The 16,725-nt window shown below is 57.7% G+C and carries 12 protein-coding genes; all 12 read left to right on the plus strand.

The features are described 5' to 3' along the window. Positions 1-24 precede the first annotated feature (24 nt). A complete protein-coding gene (locus KF814_18245) occupies positions 25-1,341 on the plus strand; it encodes a c-type cytochrome (GenBank protein ID MBX3238092.1) in 1,317 nt (438 codons plus the stop codon). Positions 1,342-1,398: 57 nt separating this feature from the next. After that, positions 1,399-2,436: a cytochrome c gene (locus KF814_18250; protein MBX3238093.1), complete on the plus strand. Its 1,038-nt coding sequence runs from the start codon at positions 1,399-1,401 to the stop codon at positions 2,434-2,436. 47 nt (positions 2,437-2,483) lie between these two features. After that, positions 2,484-4,268 carry a c-type cytochrome gene (locus KF814_18255; protein ID MBX3238094.1) on the plus strand — a complete coding sequence of 595 codons (1,785 nt, stop codon included), beginning with the start codon at positions 2,484-2,486 and terminating at the stop codon, positions 4,266-4,268. Positions 4,269-4,422: 154 nt separating this feature from the next. After that, positions 4,423-4,980: a molybdenum cofactor guanylyltransferase gene (locus KF814_18260; GenBank protein MBX3238095.1), complete on the plus strand. Its 558-nt coding sequence runs from the start codon at positions 4,423-4,425 to the stop codon at positions 4,978-4,980. Beyond that, complete coding sequence (locus KF814_18265) at positions 4,980-5,993, plus strand: glycosyltransferase family 9 protein (GenBank protein MBX3238096.1); 1,014 nt, start codon at positions 4,980-4,982, stop codon at positions 5,991-5,993. The genes KF814_18260 and KF814_18265 overlap by 1 nt, the downstream gene beginning before the upstream one ends. A 99-nt stretch (positions 5,994-6,092) precedes the next feature. Beyond that, complete coding sequence (locus tag KF814_18270) at positions 6,093-7,838, plus strand: arginine--tRNA ligase (protein MBX3238097.1); 1,746 nt, start codon at positions 6,093-6,095, stop codon at positions 7,836-7,838. 18 nt (positions 7,839-7,856) lie between these two features. Next, a complete protein-coding gene (tgt, locus tag KF814_18275; GenBank protein MBX3238098.1) occupies positions 7,857-8,996 on the plus strand; it encodes a tRNA guanosine(34) transglycosylase Tgt in 1,140 nt (379 codons plus the stop codon). A gap of 33 nt (positions 8,997-9,029) precedes the next feature. Beyond that, positions 9,030-9,350, plus strand: coding sequence for a preprotein translocase subunit YajC (gene yajC, locus KF814_18280; protein MBX3238099.1), 321 nt, complete (start codon positions 9,030-9,032; stop codon positions 9,348-9,350). Between the two features lie 36 nt (positions 9,351-9,386). Beyond that, the gene (gene secD / locus KF814_18285) at positions 9,387-11,036 is read left to right on the plus strand and encodes a protein translocase subunit SecD (GenBank protein ID MBX3238100.1); all 1,650 of its coding nucleotides are present in this window, start codon (positions 9,387-9,389) and stop codon (positions 11,034-11,036) included. A 12-nt stretch (positions 11,037-11,048) separates the two neighbouring features. Next, positions 11,049-11,966 carry a protein translocase subunit SecF gene (gene secF, locus KF814_18290; GenBank protein MBX3238101.1) on the plus strand — a complete coding sequence of 306 codons (918 nt, stop codon included), beginning with the start codon at positions 11,049-11,051 and terminating at the stop codon, positions 11,964-11,966. An 81-nt stretch (positions 11,967-12,047) separates the two neighbouring features. Continuing rightward, positions 12,048-15,224, plus strand: a complete 3,177-nt coding sequence (locus KF814_18295; protein ID MBX3238102.1) for a PAS domain S-box protein — start codon at positions 12,048-12,050, stop codon at positions 15,222-15,224. Next, complete coding sequence (locus KF814_18300) at positions 15,221-16,675, plus strand: sigma-54-dependent Fis family transcriptional regulator (GenBank protein ID MBX3238103.1); 1,455 nt, start codon at positions 15,221-15,223, stop codon at positions 16,673-16,675. The genes KF814_18295 and KF814_18300 overlap by 4 nt, the downstream gene beginning before the upstream one ends. Positions 16,676-16,725: the final 50 nt, after the last annotated feature.

Here is a 16,725-nt window from a genome sequence, read left to right on the forward strand (position 1 = left end):
TCCCCTCCGCAGGAGGTTTGAGCTGTGATTGAATTGATTAAAGAGGCCCTATCAATGGGGTGGCCTGCATTAGGGGTTCTTATCGCCCTAATGTTCTATTTCAAGGCTTCCATCCAGGATCCCGCCGCCAGCAAGCGGGCGGTTTTCAAGACCTTCATCGGCATTCTCGGGGCGTTTCTCTTGTTCATGGCCATCGCCAACTACAAGATGAACTTCTTCGGTGAGTCCCGGCTCTTGCCGGTCTCTCTGGTCTTGATCACTTCCATGACTTTTATGATGGCGGTGTATTTCACCAACATCAGTGCGCTGCTCCGTATCGGTGGATTCATGTTCTTTATCGCCGCTGCTCTGTCCGGGTATGGAAACTGGCTTCCGCAGGTGGAGGGTGGTTTTCCACCGAAGGAAGAGAAAAAAGATTTCAGCAACATGCCGCAGTCTGAATTGGCCGACGAAGGTGAGAAAATTATTTTCGGCGGTGTTGGGCAAAACAAGGTTCAGGGTGCAATCGGTAAGGGCCAGTGCCCACTTTGCCATGCATTCCATAAGGGTATGTTGGGCGAGCGTGCTCCAAATCTCGACGGGATTCCTGAGCGTGCAGATAAGGAAAGACTTGAAGATCCCCGCTATCACCGGGGCAAACCGGCGGATCGTGACTCTTCAATGAAAGAGGCATTCGCTGGCTCTGGTACTGCTGAGAACGGAATTGAGTATATTGCTGAATCCCATGCCTGCCCCAGCTGCTTCGTCGTGGCGGGGTATGGCGTGAAGGGTACGAATGACAAAGAGAGCCCGATGCCGGCTATTCACAAGCCGCCAATTTCTCTTTCCCTCCCGGAGCTTGCCGCTGTCGATACGTGGCTGTACGTCCGTGAAGGTAAGGAAGCGCCGGGCTTTGACGAAATCATCAAGGCCTATGAAAAATTCGTTCCGGAATCAGATCGGCCGAAGCCGGCTGATGCGGGAGCTGCACCTGCAGGGGCAACCGCGTTAATGGCCGACGGAACCGAGCCGGTGGATCAGATTTTCGCCAAGGCTCAGTGCGTGGCCTGCCACACGATCCCTGGCATTGCTGGAGCCACTGGAACCATCGGTCCGAAACTGGTCGAGGGAACGACTGCTCCTCAGCGGATCAAGGACAAGGATTATAAAGGCAAGGCTAAGAGTGGACCTGAATACATCATGGAGTCGATCGTGGAACCTAGCGCGTTCGTCGTGAAGGGTTTCCCGGACAACACTATGCCGAAGGTGTTCGGTCAGAAGCTCAGCGCCGGTGCCTTGAAGAAGATTGTCGAGTACCTGTCTCAGGTACAGGAGGGGAAAGAGCCACCCAAGGCTTCGTAGTCTAAGACGTAAACCCTGGGAGCTGGTTTCCACTTCGGATTAAAGGGAGATGATGAAATGAAAGCATTAATGTCAGTCGGCGCCCTGATCGGTGTCGTCGGACTGCTCATGTTGATCGGCATGATCTTCGGAGTGGTCCCATCGAACACGGTCAGGTTGGTTGAGGGCTACATGCCCATGCAGATGTTGAGCGAGCTGGCGATTTTCGTCGCCGGTTTCACTGGTATCAGCTATCTGCTCAACTCGATGGGGATGCCCCTTCCTCGATTTTGGCAAGGCATCCTCTTTTGGGTTTTTGTACAGATGTATTTGAAGTTTCGGGTGTATCCCCCTATCCCATTCAGCGTGCGAGCGATGTATGGGACTGTGATCATGGTGGCCGTATTCATGTGGGTGTCGGCAAACGAAGAAGATTGGAAGAAGTTCAAGCAGCCAATCTATAACGTTCTGGATGCCAATACCGGCTTCCACAAGGCATTGCGCACCATGTACCTCGTTCTCTTGCCGATTTTGATCGGCGGCTTCTCTTTTCTTTCCATGAAGCCGAGCATCGATGAGCCGATCGAATTGCGTACGGTGCACCCGGCCCCTCCGGCGAGCACCAAGGTGCACGGGAAGACCTACACCCTGCAGACTTCGCAGAACCCCTATCGTGTCAACCCAGAGGGGAAGTACGATCAGGAATACAGCAACAAGATGATCGTCGAGCAGTCAATGGGACGCCTGATGGCCCCGAATGCCAACCCTTGGGACGAAAAGGCTGAAGGGTATCTGAAGTATGTGCGTGAAGGCGGTGAGATTTTCTTCCAGAACTGCCACTTCTGCCACGGTGACAATTTGAATGGACGCGGTCTCCATGCGTTCGCCTTCAATCCGATTCCGGCGAACTTTACCGACCCAGGGACGATCGCTCAGCTCCAGGAAACCTTCATCTTCTGGCGTGTGGCCAAGGGGGGCATCGGCCTTCCCAATGAAGGCTTCCCCTGGGCCTCCGTGATGCCGCCATGGGAACAGCACCTGACCACGGATGAAATCTGGAAGGTCATTCTGTTCGAGTACTGGCACACGGGCTACTATCCACGTACTTGGGACTAATCGCGAATCTTACAAACAACCTGGGAGAACAGGTGGTGAGGTTAACAATGAGGAATCTGAGGAAGAAAGTGAAGCCGGCGTTGATCGTCGGTGCCGCCGTGGGGGCTTTGCTCTTCACGGCAAGCATGGGGATGGTCGCTCACGCTGCCGATGTCCCTGAAGGCTTCAAATCTGGAGAATTGGCACCGGCACCTCCTGCTGACATGATTGAAGCAGGTAAGCGTGTCTATTTCACGAAGTGTGTCTGGTGTCATGGCGTGGATGGAGCCGGTGATGGCCCTGGTGCCGACCGCCTGTGGCCCCGTCCGCGCAACTTCAATCAGGGTACGTTCAAGATTCGCCACACGGCGAGTGGTGAGTTGCCCTTGTTCAACTACAATGAGAAGGCTGTCGACTCTGGCAAGAACGACTTGCTGGATACGGTGACTCACGGTTTGCCTGGCTCGGCTATGCCGCCGTGGGAAGGTATCTTGACTGAGGAACAGCGTATCCAAGTCTTGGCCTATGTGACGACTCAGCTGGTCAAGGATCGGAAGTTTACGGACAAGGCTTCTGAAACTCAGACGGTGCTGCAGCTCAGCACGTTGAAGCCTTCTGAGCCAACTGAAGAAAGCGTGAAGCGCGGTGGCGAACTGATCGTTGAGAAGAAATGTATTGAGTGCCACGGCCTTGAGGGGCGCGGCGATGGCAACGCCTTCAACCTGAAGGACGACTGGGGCTTTTCCATCCAACCGGCGAACTGGCACAAGTGCTGGAACTTCCGGGGAAGCAGGCAGGATCCTTACAACGTTCGGAACATTTTCCGAACGTTCTCGACCGGTCTGAACGGTACGCCAATGCCGTCCTTCGCCGACAGTACTTCGGTGGAGGAGCGCTGGAACATTGCGAATTTTGTAAATTCGTTGTGCGAGCGCGACGGTGAAGGCAAGCCCCTCGGTATCGATCCTCTGACGGATAAGCCGAAGATCAACTTCGTAGTGCCGTCCTCTCCGGTCGAAGGGGATATTTCCGACGATCCTGAGAGTGAAATGTGGAAGAAGCAGGGGCGCCGTTACGTTGCGATGGGCGGTCAGATCACCCACAAGCCGCGTAACTTCGTCAATCGTATCGACGACGTCTGGGTTAAGTCTCTCTACAACGAGAAGCAAGTGGTGTATCTGATTCAGTGGGACGATCGGACCAAGAGCGTGGCAGAGGGCAAGTTGCCCTGGGCTCCGACTCAAGTCAACGTCGAAAACTTTGGTGTGAAGGAACAGGCACCGAAGACTGGCGAAGAAGGTTCCATTGCCGCTGCTCAGAACAATTACACCACGTACAACGACGCGATTGCGTTCCAATTCCCGATCAAGTGGCAGGAAATTCCCGCTCCGTTCAAGCCGCGGTACCTCTGGGGCGATGCGAAGTTCAATGCCGACATCATCAAGTGGGAAGCTGACGGGTCCCTGCGTTCCTTCAAGGGAACGGGATGGGATCAGGACTTTGAAGAGCGCGATGACTTCGAAGAGAAGATCAAGCTCATGAAGTCTGAGTGGAAGAACGGCCGTTGGACAGTCATGATCTCCCGTCCGCTTACTGGTAGTAAGGACGATTATGACGAGTACACCCGGTTTGATGTCGGGAAGTACATTCCGATGGTCTTCTTTGCTTGGGATGGTCACAATGGTGATGCCGGACGTAAGATGGCCGTGTCGGCCTTCTACTACACGATTCTGGAACCGCCGATCCCTCGTGAGGTCTATATCTATCCGGCGATCATCGCCGTCGGTGTGGTCATTCTCGAGGGTTGGGTGCTGACTCGTCGCGCCAACAGGAAGAAGGGCAAGAGCCTGTAGTCTTCTTGTCGGCATGAGGTAAGTATACGAGGGGGTGAGGAAACTCACCCCCTCGTTGTTTTTGTTCTCGGGGACGACCGAGGAAGAAGTGACACAGCTGCCCATGATTTCAGACGTTGCTGGTGTTCTGATCGCTGGGGGAAAGAGCCGACGTATGGGGCGTGACAAACGCTTTCTGGCAGTGTCTGGCCGATCCTTGTTTGATCGCACGTTGGATGTCTTGGAGTCGGTGTTCAAAGAGATCATCGTGGTGCTGGCCGAGCCAGTTCCCGAATTGGATGTCAGGGGATTTCAGGTGGTTTATGATGCAATCCCGAATTGCGGGAGCCTCGGCGGGTTATATACGGGATTGCGATCCACCCCATTGCCGCGCGTTTTCGCAGTGGCGTGTGACATGCCGTTTCTCAATCCCAGCCTCGTCAGGTACTTCTCCAAGTTCGACTCGTCCGCGGACATTGTCGTCGCTGAGCTGGCGACCGGTGTCCATCCCATGCATGCGGTGTATTCGCAGAAGTGTCGACCACTACTTGAGGCTATGGCGCAGCGGGGGGATCTGAAGATTCAACGGTTGTTCCTCGAACCCGACTTACTAGTCCGGGTCGTGCGTGAGGCGGAACTGGCACCGCTGGACCCTGGCTTGCGCTCATTTCAGAACATCAATACACCGCAAGATTTGGCATTGGCCGAGTCTCTCCTCCCGCCGGTTTCATAATGGTCGCCCCGCGGCCCTCGTCGATCCGTCCCGGCGTGCTTCTGATTCATCCTGGGACGTTGGGCGATGTCCTGCTTGCTCGCCCCGCCATTGCTCTCCTGCGTCGCCAATTTCCTGAACATGAACTGGCGCTTGTCTCGGCAGAGGCTGTCGGACAAGTGTTGCTACATGCTCATGAGATTGATCGTCTGTTTTCCTTGGAGCGGAACCATTTGGGCGAGCTCTATGCAGGGGAGCAGGACATGACCGGAGAGTTTCAGATTTGGCTGAGCCGCTGCGTATTGGGAATTGCTTGGCTAAGCGATGCAGATGAGAGGATCCAGCGGACGCTGCATGAGGTTGGCGTGCAGACGGTCGTTATGAAATCCCCCGCCTCCAGCGATCTTGCATCGCTCCATCAGACGGCACGCTTCATCGAAACGATCCTCGGGTCGGAGGGGGGCGCTCCCATAGTCTCCAGGTTAACAGTATCTGAGATCCACAAAGGCTTGGGGTGCGATCTGTTGAGCGATGTGGGCCTGAAAAACCAATCCGGTCTTGTGGCTGTCCATGTTGGGAGCGGGAGCCGACACAAATGCCTTTCCCCAGCAGTGCTTTCCCATGTAGTTGGGCAGCTGAGTGAGGAGGGGAAGAGGCCATTCCTGCTGGCAGGGCCGGCGGATGGTGAGTCGCTGCAGGCTGTACGAACGCACATGAGGAAACTGGTTCCGGCAATTGAGGGTGCGGAACTCGCTGCGGTGGCGGGATTGCTCTCAATGGTAGATCTCTACGTTGGGCATGATTCCGGACTGACCCACTTGGCTGCCGCAGTCGGTCGGCCTACTGTCGCCTGCTTCGGGCCGACCGATGCTCAGCGGTGGCGGCCTCTTGGCGAGCATGTGCGCACGGTAATCGGGCCGCGCTGTGTCTGCAGCAGCTGGTCAACAGTTCAGGCCTGTCGTGACAAGCCGTGCTTGGCGATTCCGCCGGAGCAAATTCTGGCCGCCTGCCGGGAGATTTCGGCGCCTTGGTAAGCACCAGTCTTCCTGCCTAGTGATCTTGTCTCTGGTTGGCCGGTGTGTTAGATTGCCGATTTACTTTTCTCTTTTTCCACGCAGAGTTAGGGGATTCGGGTGAGTCAGAGTGTCGTGCAAGATAAGGTGATCGGCGCGTTGGTTCGCGCCATTGAACGAGCCCAACAACAGGGGTGCCTGAAGGGTACCGCTCTTCCTGCCGTGACCCTTGATGCCCCGAAGCGCCCGGAATGGGGGGATCTCGCTTCGACCGTTGCGATGTCGATGTCGGCATCCGAGAAGCGGGCTCCGTTTGAGATCGCGCAAATCATCATCGATCACATAGAGCAACGAGACGCGCTGTTCGAGCGAGTAGACATCGCCCGGCCCGGTTTTCTCAACCTTACCCTCAAGCGGCAGGTGTGGTTCGATGTCCTTCGTGAGATCGAATTCCTGGGGGCGGCATACGGTGAATCCAGCATCGGGAAAGGCCGACGGGTTTTGGTCGAGTATGTGAGCGCCAATCCTACCGGCCCCTTGCATGTAGGCCACGGGCGAGGAGCGGCGGTTGGCCAAGCGTTGGTCCGCCTGTTGCGGGCCACAGGGCACGATGTCGCAAGCGAATACTACATCAATGACGCGGGCCGTCAGATGAAAATGTTGGGCCTCTCCGTGTTTGCGCGCTACATGGAATTGGCTGGAACGCCGGTCCCATTTCCGGAGGATGGATACCAGGGCGAGTATATCCGCGAATTGGCCGGTCGCATCAAGGCTGTGAAGGGGGATGCCCTATCAACGCTGCCGGCGCCGGAAGCCGAGGGGCAAGCCAGGGATCTTGCCTATCGTGAACTGCTGGATCTAATTCGCCGGGACCTTGAGACATTCGGCATCACATTCGAATCCTGGTTCAGCGAAGCCTCGCTGCTGTCTTCAGGAGCGGTCGCCCAGTCGCTGGCCGAACTCACCAGGCAGGGCCTGCTGTTTGAGCAGGATGGCGCGCTGTGGTTTCGCTCTTCTGCCTATGGAGATGAGAAAGACCGCGTCGTACGGAAACAGGAAGGTGACTTTACATACCTGGCGTCGGACATGGCCTACCACCGCGACAAGCTCAAGCGTGGCTACGATCTGCTGGTGGATGTCTGGGGGGCCGACCACCATGGGTATATCCCCCGTATGCAGGCGGTGGTACAGGCCTTTGGGTATCCCAAGGAACGCCTGAAGGTCGTGCTCGTGCAAATGGTGAATCTGCTCCGCGGCGGGAAGAAGGTGGAAATGTCCAAGCGGGCGGGGGAGTTTATAACCTTGCGCGAGGTTATGGATGAAGTCGGGGCCGATGCGGCAAAGTTCTTTTTCCTGATGCGGGATTCGAATTCACATCTGGATTTCGATCTTGAACTGGCTAAGCAACAGTCCCAGGAGAACCCGGTCTACTACGTGCAGTACGCCCACGCGAGAATCGCAAGCCTGCGCCGCGTGGCCGCGTCACGAGGGGTCGCCTGTCCGTTGCCCACCCAGGCGGAATTGGACTGTCTGGGGGATCCGGACGAACTCGCCATTATCCGAAAATTGTCTGCCTATCCGATGGTAGTGGAAGCCAGTGCGATGGGGCTGGAGCCGCACCGGATCGCCTACTACCTGCGCGAATTGGCCGGGATGGTGCATCCGTTCTACAACAAGCATCGAATTCTCCCCTCCGCCAGCGAAGGGGATGCCGACGATGCCGCCGGCGCAACCGGCGAAGGGCGCAAGCAGGAGGCACCCAATCCAGGTTTGACCGGTGCGCGTCTCGCGTTGATGTGGAGCGTCCAGCAGGTGATCCGCAACGGCCTAGGGGTCTTGGGCGTCGAGGCCCCAGATCAGATGTAGTGTGAGAGGATCGCGCTGATGCTCAGGTTTGACATCGTCCATGAAGATCATGAGTCCAAGGCTAGGCTGGGACGACTACAGACCAACCGGAGTACCGTTGATACTCCGGCTTTCATGCCGGTCGGGTCGTTGGGAAATGTGCGGGGGGTGGATGTCGACGAACTGCAGAAGATTGGGTACGGCCTGATCCTGAACAATGCTTACCACATGTATTTACGGCCCGGCCACAAGATCGTTCAAGAATTGGGAGGGCTTCACGGATTTACCGGTTGGCCGCATTCGATCCTGACCGATAGCGGAGGCTTCCAGGTGTTCAGCCTGGCGAAGTTTTGCAAGGTGACCGACGAGGGCGTGACGTTCCAATCGCACATCGACGGATCGGCGCGGTTCATCAGCCCGGAAACCTCCATCGAGATTCAGGAATCTTTGGGTGCGGACATTATCATGGCATTCGACCACGTGGTGGCGTTGCCCGCGTCGGCCGACCACGTACAGGATGCCGCGCGTCGTACGTCCTTGTGGGCACGGCGTTGTCTGACGGCCAAGCGGCGAACGGATCAGTCCTTGTTCGGCATCGTGCAAGGGGGGCTGGATCCTGCGGCCCGTGTCGCGTCGGCGCGCGATCTCGTGTCCTTGGCGTTCGACGGCTATGCCGTCGGCGGCTTGTCGGTCGGTGAAGAGAAGGCCGATATGTACGCGATGCTTGACGTGACGGTGCCGGAACTCCCGAGTGCCAAACCGCGGTACCTGATGGGAGTCGGTATGCCTGAAGACCTCGTGGAGGGAGTTGCCAGGGGCATCGACATGTTCGACTGTGTGGTGCCGTCGCGACACGGGCGCACCGGCTGGCTGTTCACGTCATTCGGGCGTGTCGTTATCAAGCAGGCGCAGTACCTTCGGGATGAACAGCCCATCGATCCGGCTTGCCCCTGTCCCGTCTGTGCCAAATATTCTCGGGCCTACCTGCATCATCTCTTCGGAATTAAGGAGATGCTGGGAGCCCGGTTGAATACGATTCACAATCTATGGTTTTTCGCTCGGTTGATGCAGGACATCCGGGATGCGATCAAAGAAGGCCGGTTCAACGAGTTTCGCCGGCGGTTTTACGAAATGTATAAGCCCGACCAGCCGGCGGGAGAGTCCCGAATCGACCTGTAGGCGAGACTGGGCGACAGGAGGACGAACGACATTATGTGGGAATCGGTCGCGTGGGCGCAGGGAACATCCGGAGGCACGGGGCCGGGAAGCAGTTTGCTGTCCCTGGTTCCCTTCGTGCTGATCTTCGTCATTTTTTATTTCATGCTGATTTTGCCGCAACAAAAGCGCCAGAAGCAGCTCAAGTCGATGATTGAAGGGTTGAAGAAGGGTGACAAGGTGGTCACGGCGTCCGGCATCTGGGGAACCATTACCAATATGGGCAAAGAGACGGTGACCCTGCAGATCGCGGATAACACCAAAATCAAAATCCAAAAAGAGCATATTGCTCGGCTGCGCGGCGAGGAAGAAGACTAGACGCAGGCTATCGATGGGAGAAGGGTTGGCGGACGTATGAAGAAAGTTGGCGGACGGTTGTTAGCCTTGGTGACGATGGTCGTCGCCTCGGTCATCTTTTTCTTGCCCTCGTATCAACCGCTGTATCAGGAATTGCCGCGGTGGGTGCGGAATATTTTGCCGGATAAGGGCATCACGCTCGGCTTGGACCTGCAGGGCGGTATTCACTTGGTGCTCGAGGTGGAAGAGGACCGGGCGGTGGAGATTGCCGTGGAGCGGACGGTGGTGGCGCTCCAAGATCACTTGGTCGAGAAGAAAATTCCTGCAGAATCAGTCAAGCGGACCGGGGCCTCACGAATCACGATCGGGTTCCAGAACGCAGAGCTGAAGGCCCAGATCCAGAAGCTGCTGGATGATTTCCCGACCTACCTCGAAGTCGAGTCGGCCGGGTCCGGCAATTCGGTTGTGTGGGACTTGCGCGAGGCGGAGATCAAGCGGATCAAGGATTCCGCCATCAACCAAGCATTGGAAACCATTCGCAATCGCATCGACCAGTTCGGTGTGGCCGAGCCGCTCATTCAGCGCCAGGGGCTCAAACAACTCGTTGTCCAGTTACCGGGGATCAAGGATCCCAAGCTGGCTAAGGACCTGATCAAGCAGACCGCATTGCTCGAATTCAAGCTGCTCGATGAGGAGAACCAGCTCAAAGTGGATATGCCCGGGCGTATCCAGAAGGGCAAGGAGCGAGAAGAGGCCTTTTTCAAGCAGGTGGAAGGCAAGGTGCCGGAAGGCGATCAAATTCTCTTTGAACGCGTGACGGACAAGGACGGAGGCCAGGAATGGCTGGTGCCTTACCTGGTCAAGAAGCGGGTGATGTTGGCCGGAGACGTGCTGAGCGATGCCCGGGTGTCCATCGGACAATTCAACGAGCCCTATGTGTCGATCACCTTCGATGCGAAGGGTGCACGGGAGTTCGATCGGATTACGGGCGAGAGCGTGAAGCGGCGTATGGCCATCGTGCTCGACAACAATATTTACTCCGCCCCTGTGATCCAGGAGCGCATCACCGGCGGACGGGCGCAGATCACCGGCACCTTCTCAATGGAAGAAGCCAACAATCTGGCCATCGTCCTCCGCGCCGGCGCCCTGCCGGCTCCGCTGAAGATCATTCAGGACCTCACCGTCGGACCATCCCTGGGACGAGACTCGATTGAGAAAGGCGTGCATGCGACATTGTTCGCCGGTCTGCTTGTCGTCGTCTTCATGGCCATCTATTACCGGTTGTCCGGCGTGATTGCCGACTTCGCGCTGCTGTTGAACCTGATCTGCTTGATCGGGTCCCTCGCCGCGCTGAATGCGACCCTCACGCTCCCTGGCATCGCCGGCATCATTTTGACGATCGGAATGGGCGTCGATTCCAACGTGCTGATCTTCGAGCGCATTCGGGAAGAGTTGCGACAGGGCAAACCGGTCCGGCTCGCGATTGACGGCGGATACGATAAGGCGTTGCTGACGATCGTCGATTCCCACGTCACGACCCTGATCACCGGCTTTGCGCTGTTCCTCTTCGGCACCGGACCGATCAAAGGATTTGCCGTGACGCTTTGTCTCGGCATCGCGATCAACCTCTTTACCGCCCTGGTCGGGACCAAGGTCGTCTTCGACCTGTTGAACCAGCGCAAGAAAATCGAGCAGCTGAGTATTTAGGAAGGAGCGGGCATGTTCCAGATTCTGGGAAAGACGAATGTCGATTTCATGGGCAAGCGCAACATCGCGTTTGCCTTCTCTGGAGTACTAGTTCTCCTGGGCATCATTGCGGTCATTCAGATTGCGCGTGGGGCCGCCAATCTGGGGATCGATTTCGCCGGCGGAACGGCGGTGCAATTGAAGTTTGAGCAGCCGATTCGAATCGATGAAGCGCGCAAGGCCTTGGAAGCCAACGGGCTTGGAACGGCGGAGTTGCAGGAGTTCGCGCAGGATAACAAGTTGCTGATCCGGATGAAGGCCTCGACCACCATCGAGGAAAAAGTCGCGGAGCGGGTGACGGCGGTCTTCACCAAAGAATTTCCGGGCAACAAATTCGTGATCGACTCGAGCACCGAGATCGGTCCTACGATCGGGAAGAAGCTGCAGGAAGATGCGCTCATCGCGGTGTTGATTTCATTCGTCGGCATCATCTTGTACATCGCCGTGCGCTTCGAGCTCCGATTTGGGGTCGCCGCTGCGCTCGCCACGTTTCACGACGTACTGGCGGTGCTCGGGGCGTTCTACATACTGGATCGGGAGATTACGCTGCTCGTGATTACCGCGTTATTGACGTTGGCCGGGTATTCGCTCACGGACACTGTTGTGGTGTTCGACCGCATCCGTGAGAATTTGCGGACGCGCCGGCGCGAGCAGGAAGGCGAGATCATCAACAACGCCATCAATCAGGTTCTCAGCCGCACCATCGTGACGAGTCTCACGGTGGTGATCGTGCTGATCCCGCTCACCCTGTCCGGCGGCGAAGTGCTGCACGACTTCTCCCTCGCTCTGCTGTGGGGGGTAATTTTTGGAACCTACTCCTCCGTATTCGTGGCCAGCCCCTTGTTGCTGCTGTGGCCAGGCAGCGCCGGCAGCTTGATCAAGCGCGCATAGCCGTCGCGGGGTTGGGGCAGCCGTCGTACGCTCCCTCCATGGTAGAGTGGAGGGAGCCTAGCCAGAGGCGGGATCGCATCCATGTCGTTCTGGAGCCGGTCGCACAGCCTCCAGCGGAAGATCATTGCAGCCATCGTGCTGGTGGGTCTCCTACCGGTCTGTTTGTCCCTCGTACTGACCTATATCGAAGAGCGCCGGGCGCTTCGGGAAACGCTCGGGGCCAACTTTAAAGAAGTGGCCGTTGAGACGGCCCGCCGGATCGAGATGCAAGTGAGCCGGGGGGTCAATGAGGCCCAGCAGCTCGCGGCCACGCCGTTCCTTCGCACTGCGGTCACGGAAGCCAACCGCACCTACCACGAAAAAGACGAGAAGGCGATCCAGTCCATGATCAAGGACTGGCAGCAGCGTTGGCGGCAGCGTGACAAGAAAAGCGAATTTCCCCTCTTCATCAACCGGATCGTCACGAATTATCTGATTCGGTGGCACGATATCCGGAAGGCCGACTACGTCGGCATTTTCGTGACCGACAATCACGGCGCGTTGGTCGTGAGTTCCATCCCGCAGGTCGAATACTATTACGGCAAGACGAATTGGTGGCAGGCGATCATGCATCGCCGTGGCCAGGTCTATGTGGGCGACATCGCCTTCGATCCTTCCTTCGGGACTCACGTCGTCAACGTCACGGCTCCCATTCTCGACGATGAGCAGCGCGCAACGATCGGGGCTGTCACGGTTTTGCTTCGCCGCGACACGCTTTTTCACTCGGTCGCCGAAGCCACCGTGGGACGGTCGGGGCATGCCATGCTGTTCAGTTCGGACGGTGCGCCTCTGATCTGTCCGATCTTGGCGCCCGAGGAGCATTCCGTGACTCCGGAACTGGTCACAGCCTTGGGCTCCAGCCAGGCCGGGTGGGCGACCGCCGCCAATGATTCTCACGGCGCACAACAGGCCTTGGTTGGCTACGCCCCGGTTCGGCTCGGCGAGGGCTTGGCGCCGGAAAGCATGGGGGGGAAGCGATGGGTGGCGTTCGTCCGTCAGGATCCCGAGGAAACGTTCGCACCCCTTTCCCAGTTGGTCCTCAAAGTGACCGTCTATGGACTATGCGTACTGGCGGTCTTGCTCGTCACAGGGTTTGCCGTCGCGCGGCGGATCGCCCGTCCGATCGGGTTGTTGCACGAGGGCGTGCTGCGTATCGGCAGCGGGAGCTTGGATCAGCGGCTGGAGCTTCACACCGGTGATGAAATTGAGCACCTGGCCGAGGCCTTCAACAGGATGGCCGCCAACCTCCGACTCTCCTTCGGGCAGATTGAGCAGCGAATGGAGGAGGTGCGCCGACTGGAAGAAAAATATCGCGACCTGATCGAGCATTCCCCCGAGATGATCTATCAGCTCAATAAGGCAGGGCAGTTCGTCCACGTGAACAAGACGGGGCTCGACAAGCTGGGCTATGCGCTGGACGAAATGCTGAAAATGCGCCTGTGGGAGCTCGTGCCGAAGGGGCGGGAAGCCGATATTCTCGTCTATCTCGAGCGACTAGTCTCGCAGGGGCGGAGTTCGATTGAAACCGTCTTCCTGGCGCGAGACGGCCACCCGATCGACGTGGAAATCCATGCCACGGCCTTGTTCGATAGCGGCGGCGGCGGTTTGGTGCATTCCCGCGCGTTCGTGCGCGACATCACAGAACGACGCATTTTGGAAGCGCAGGTCCAGCGGTATACCACGCAGTTGGAGCAGGCTGTCAATGAGCGGACGCAGCAGCTGGTCGCCTCGCAGGAACGCTACAAGGCCCTGTTTGATCTGGTGGCCGATTCCGTCTTCATGGTAGGTGAGGACGGCGGGATTGTCGCGGTCAATAAGCGTGAAGAGCAGGCCTTGGGGTATGCGGCGGCGCAGGTGGTCGGCCGCAGCATCTTTGACGTGGTGGATGTCGCCTACCATGACGAGATGAAGGCGTTGTTGGCGGAGATCATCGGCGGGACGCGGCGTGTGCCGACGCAGGAGGTTACGGTCCACGACGCCGCGGGGGAAGAGCGGCCGGTGGAAATGGATTTGATTCAGGTGCGCGGCAGCGACCATACCTGGGTCATGGTGCAATTGCGCGACATTACCGACCGGAAGCGGCTTGAGCGGCAGATGCAGATCTATCAGGCCGAGTTGGAAACCAAAGTCCGCGAGCGGACGCGTGAGATCGAGGAAACAAAGCAATACTTGGAGAATCTGCTCGAGAATGCCAACGACGTCATTTATACGCTCGACGGCAGTCAATGTTTCACCTATGTGAACAGCAAAATTCAGGCTTGGGGGTATCAGAAAGAGCATTTGCTCGGACGGCCCTACTTGGCGCTTCTCTCCAAGCGGCACCGCGGTAGGCGTCTGAAATCGACGTTGGATATCGGCGTGAAGCAGGTCTACGAAGTCGAGGTGCTTACGAGGACCGGGGAGCCGAGGCTGGTCATGGTCAGCGTGTCCCCGCTGCAGGGGGCAGACGGTACGATCCTGGGGGTACTGGGCATCGCGCGTGACATGACTGATACCAAGAAACTGGAACAGCAAATACGAAATTCCGAGAAGCTGGCCTCCGTCGGTAAGTTGGCGGCGGGCGTCGCCCACGAGATCAACAACCCCTTGGGTGGCATCCTCAATTGTTTGTACAATCTTCGTAAGGGCACATTGTCGCCGGCCCGTCAGGAAGAGTATCTTGCCTCGATGGAGGACGGCTTGCGCCGTGTGCAGAAGATTGTGCGCCAACTGCTCGATTTCTCTCAGCAGCACAATCCTGAGTTGGCGTTGGCCGACATCAATCAGGTCGTGAACCGGGTGTTACTATTGACGGACCACCTGTTCAGTCCGCACCGCGTGGTCCTCGAGACTGATTTGGATCCCGACGTGCCCGAGTTGATGATCGATCGCCACATGATGGAACAGGTCTTGATGAACCTGGTGTTGAATGCGATTCAAGCAATGCGCACGGGTGGATTGCTGAAGATCCGGACCTTCGTGGATGGGACGAATTGCATGGTGGAGATCAAGGACACGGGGTGCGGTATTCCCGCTTCCGTGCTGCCGAAGATTTTTGATCCGTTCTTCACCACAAAAAGCGAGGGGGAGGGGACAGGTTTGGGCCTATCCGTCAGTTTGGGCATCGTAGAGCGGCACGGCGGAAAGATTTTCGTGGACAGCGAAGTGGGGCGAGGCACCACCTTTACGCTGTCGATTCCGTTGACATCTGAACGTTACGCCATCGGGAGGTTTTCGTGAAAGGGTTTCGGGTGTTGATCGTCGATGATGAGCCGCTTATGCGGCTCTCTATGGTGGACGCCCTCGAAGGGATTGGGTGCGAGGTGACGGCCGCCGCGACGGGGACGGAAGGCCTGCATGTATTGGCTACGCGTCCGTTTGATCTCGTCATCACCGATTTGCGTTTGCCCGGGGCCGACGGGTTGACGGTCCTCAAGACCAGCAAGGAACGGTCTCCCACGACCGAGGTGATCGTGATTACGGCGCATGGCTCGGTCGATACGGCCGTGGGGGCGATGAAGCTCGGCGCCTATGACTACGTGACGAAGCCCTTTCAGATGGATGAACTGCTGCTAGTGGTCGAACGTGCGGGCAAGATCCTGGGCCTGCGCCGGGAAAACTTGGATCTCAAGGAGACGCTGGAAGAACGATTCAGCTTCGGAGGAATTCTCGGGCGCAATAACTACATGCGGGCGTTGCTCGAGAAGATAAAGCTCGTAGCTGCCACCGATTCGACGGTCTTGATCATCGGTGAGAGCGGCACGGGGAAGGAATTGGTGGCCAATGCTCTGCACCAGAACAGCCCTCGTCGAGATCAGCCGCTCATCAAAGTGAGCTGTGCCGCATTGCCGGAAACCTTGTTGGAAGCCGAATTGTTTGGACATGAGAAGGGTGCCTTCACCGGCGCGCTTCGCCAGCGGCGCGGCCGGTTCGAGTTGGCTCATCGCGGCACGTTGTTCCTGGATGAGATCGGTGAAATTTCTCCCGTGGTCCAAGTCAAACTGTTGCGCGTGCTACAGGAGCGCCAGTTCGAACGAGTCGGGGGAAATGAGACGATTGAAAGCGACGTGCGCGTGGTCTGTGCGACGCAGAAAGATCTCCGTAAAGAAGTGGCGCACGGCCGGTTTCGAGAAGATTTGTACTATCGGCTCAATGTCGTCCAAATCATCGTGCCGCCGTTGCGGGAACGCCGAGAAGACGCGCTGCTGATTGCCGAGCATGTGTTGCAAACGCGTTCGACGAAGCTCTGTAAGAGTCTCAAGGGATTTGCGCAACCCAGCCGGGAATTGCTCCTGAAATACTCGTTTCCCGGCAACGTGCGTGAATTGGAGAACATGGTGGAGCGCGCCGTGGCGCTCGGGCGCGAGGGGGAGTCGGTGCAGCCCTGGGACCTGTGCGGATTTCAGTCCTGTCCGTATCTCGGAGGGGCGCCGCAGGAATCCTGCGGGTTCTGTAGCGAGGGACTGGCCATTGGCACGAAGCGCCCGGCAGAGGGCGTGACCTCGACGCTCGCGGCCGCCCGCGAACAATTTGAGCGGGACTTCATCCTGGAGGTGCTGAAAAAGGTTGATGGGAGCCGCACCAACGCCGCCCATCTCCTGGGGCTGTCGCGAAAGGCTTTGTGGGAGAAGTGCAAACGCTACGGCATCGCATCCGCAAGGGAGGAAGCCGACGATGACGACGGCTCGTGACTGAACTGAGGGCGGCCCCATCATAAGGGGCCGCATCGCTCGCAACGGTT

The organism is Nitrospiraceae bacterium, assembly GCA_019637075.1.
Taxonomy (GTDB): domain Bacteria; phylum Nitrospirota; class Nitrospiria; order Nitrospirales; family Nitrospiraceae; genus JAHBWI01.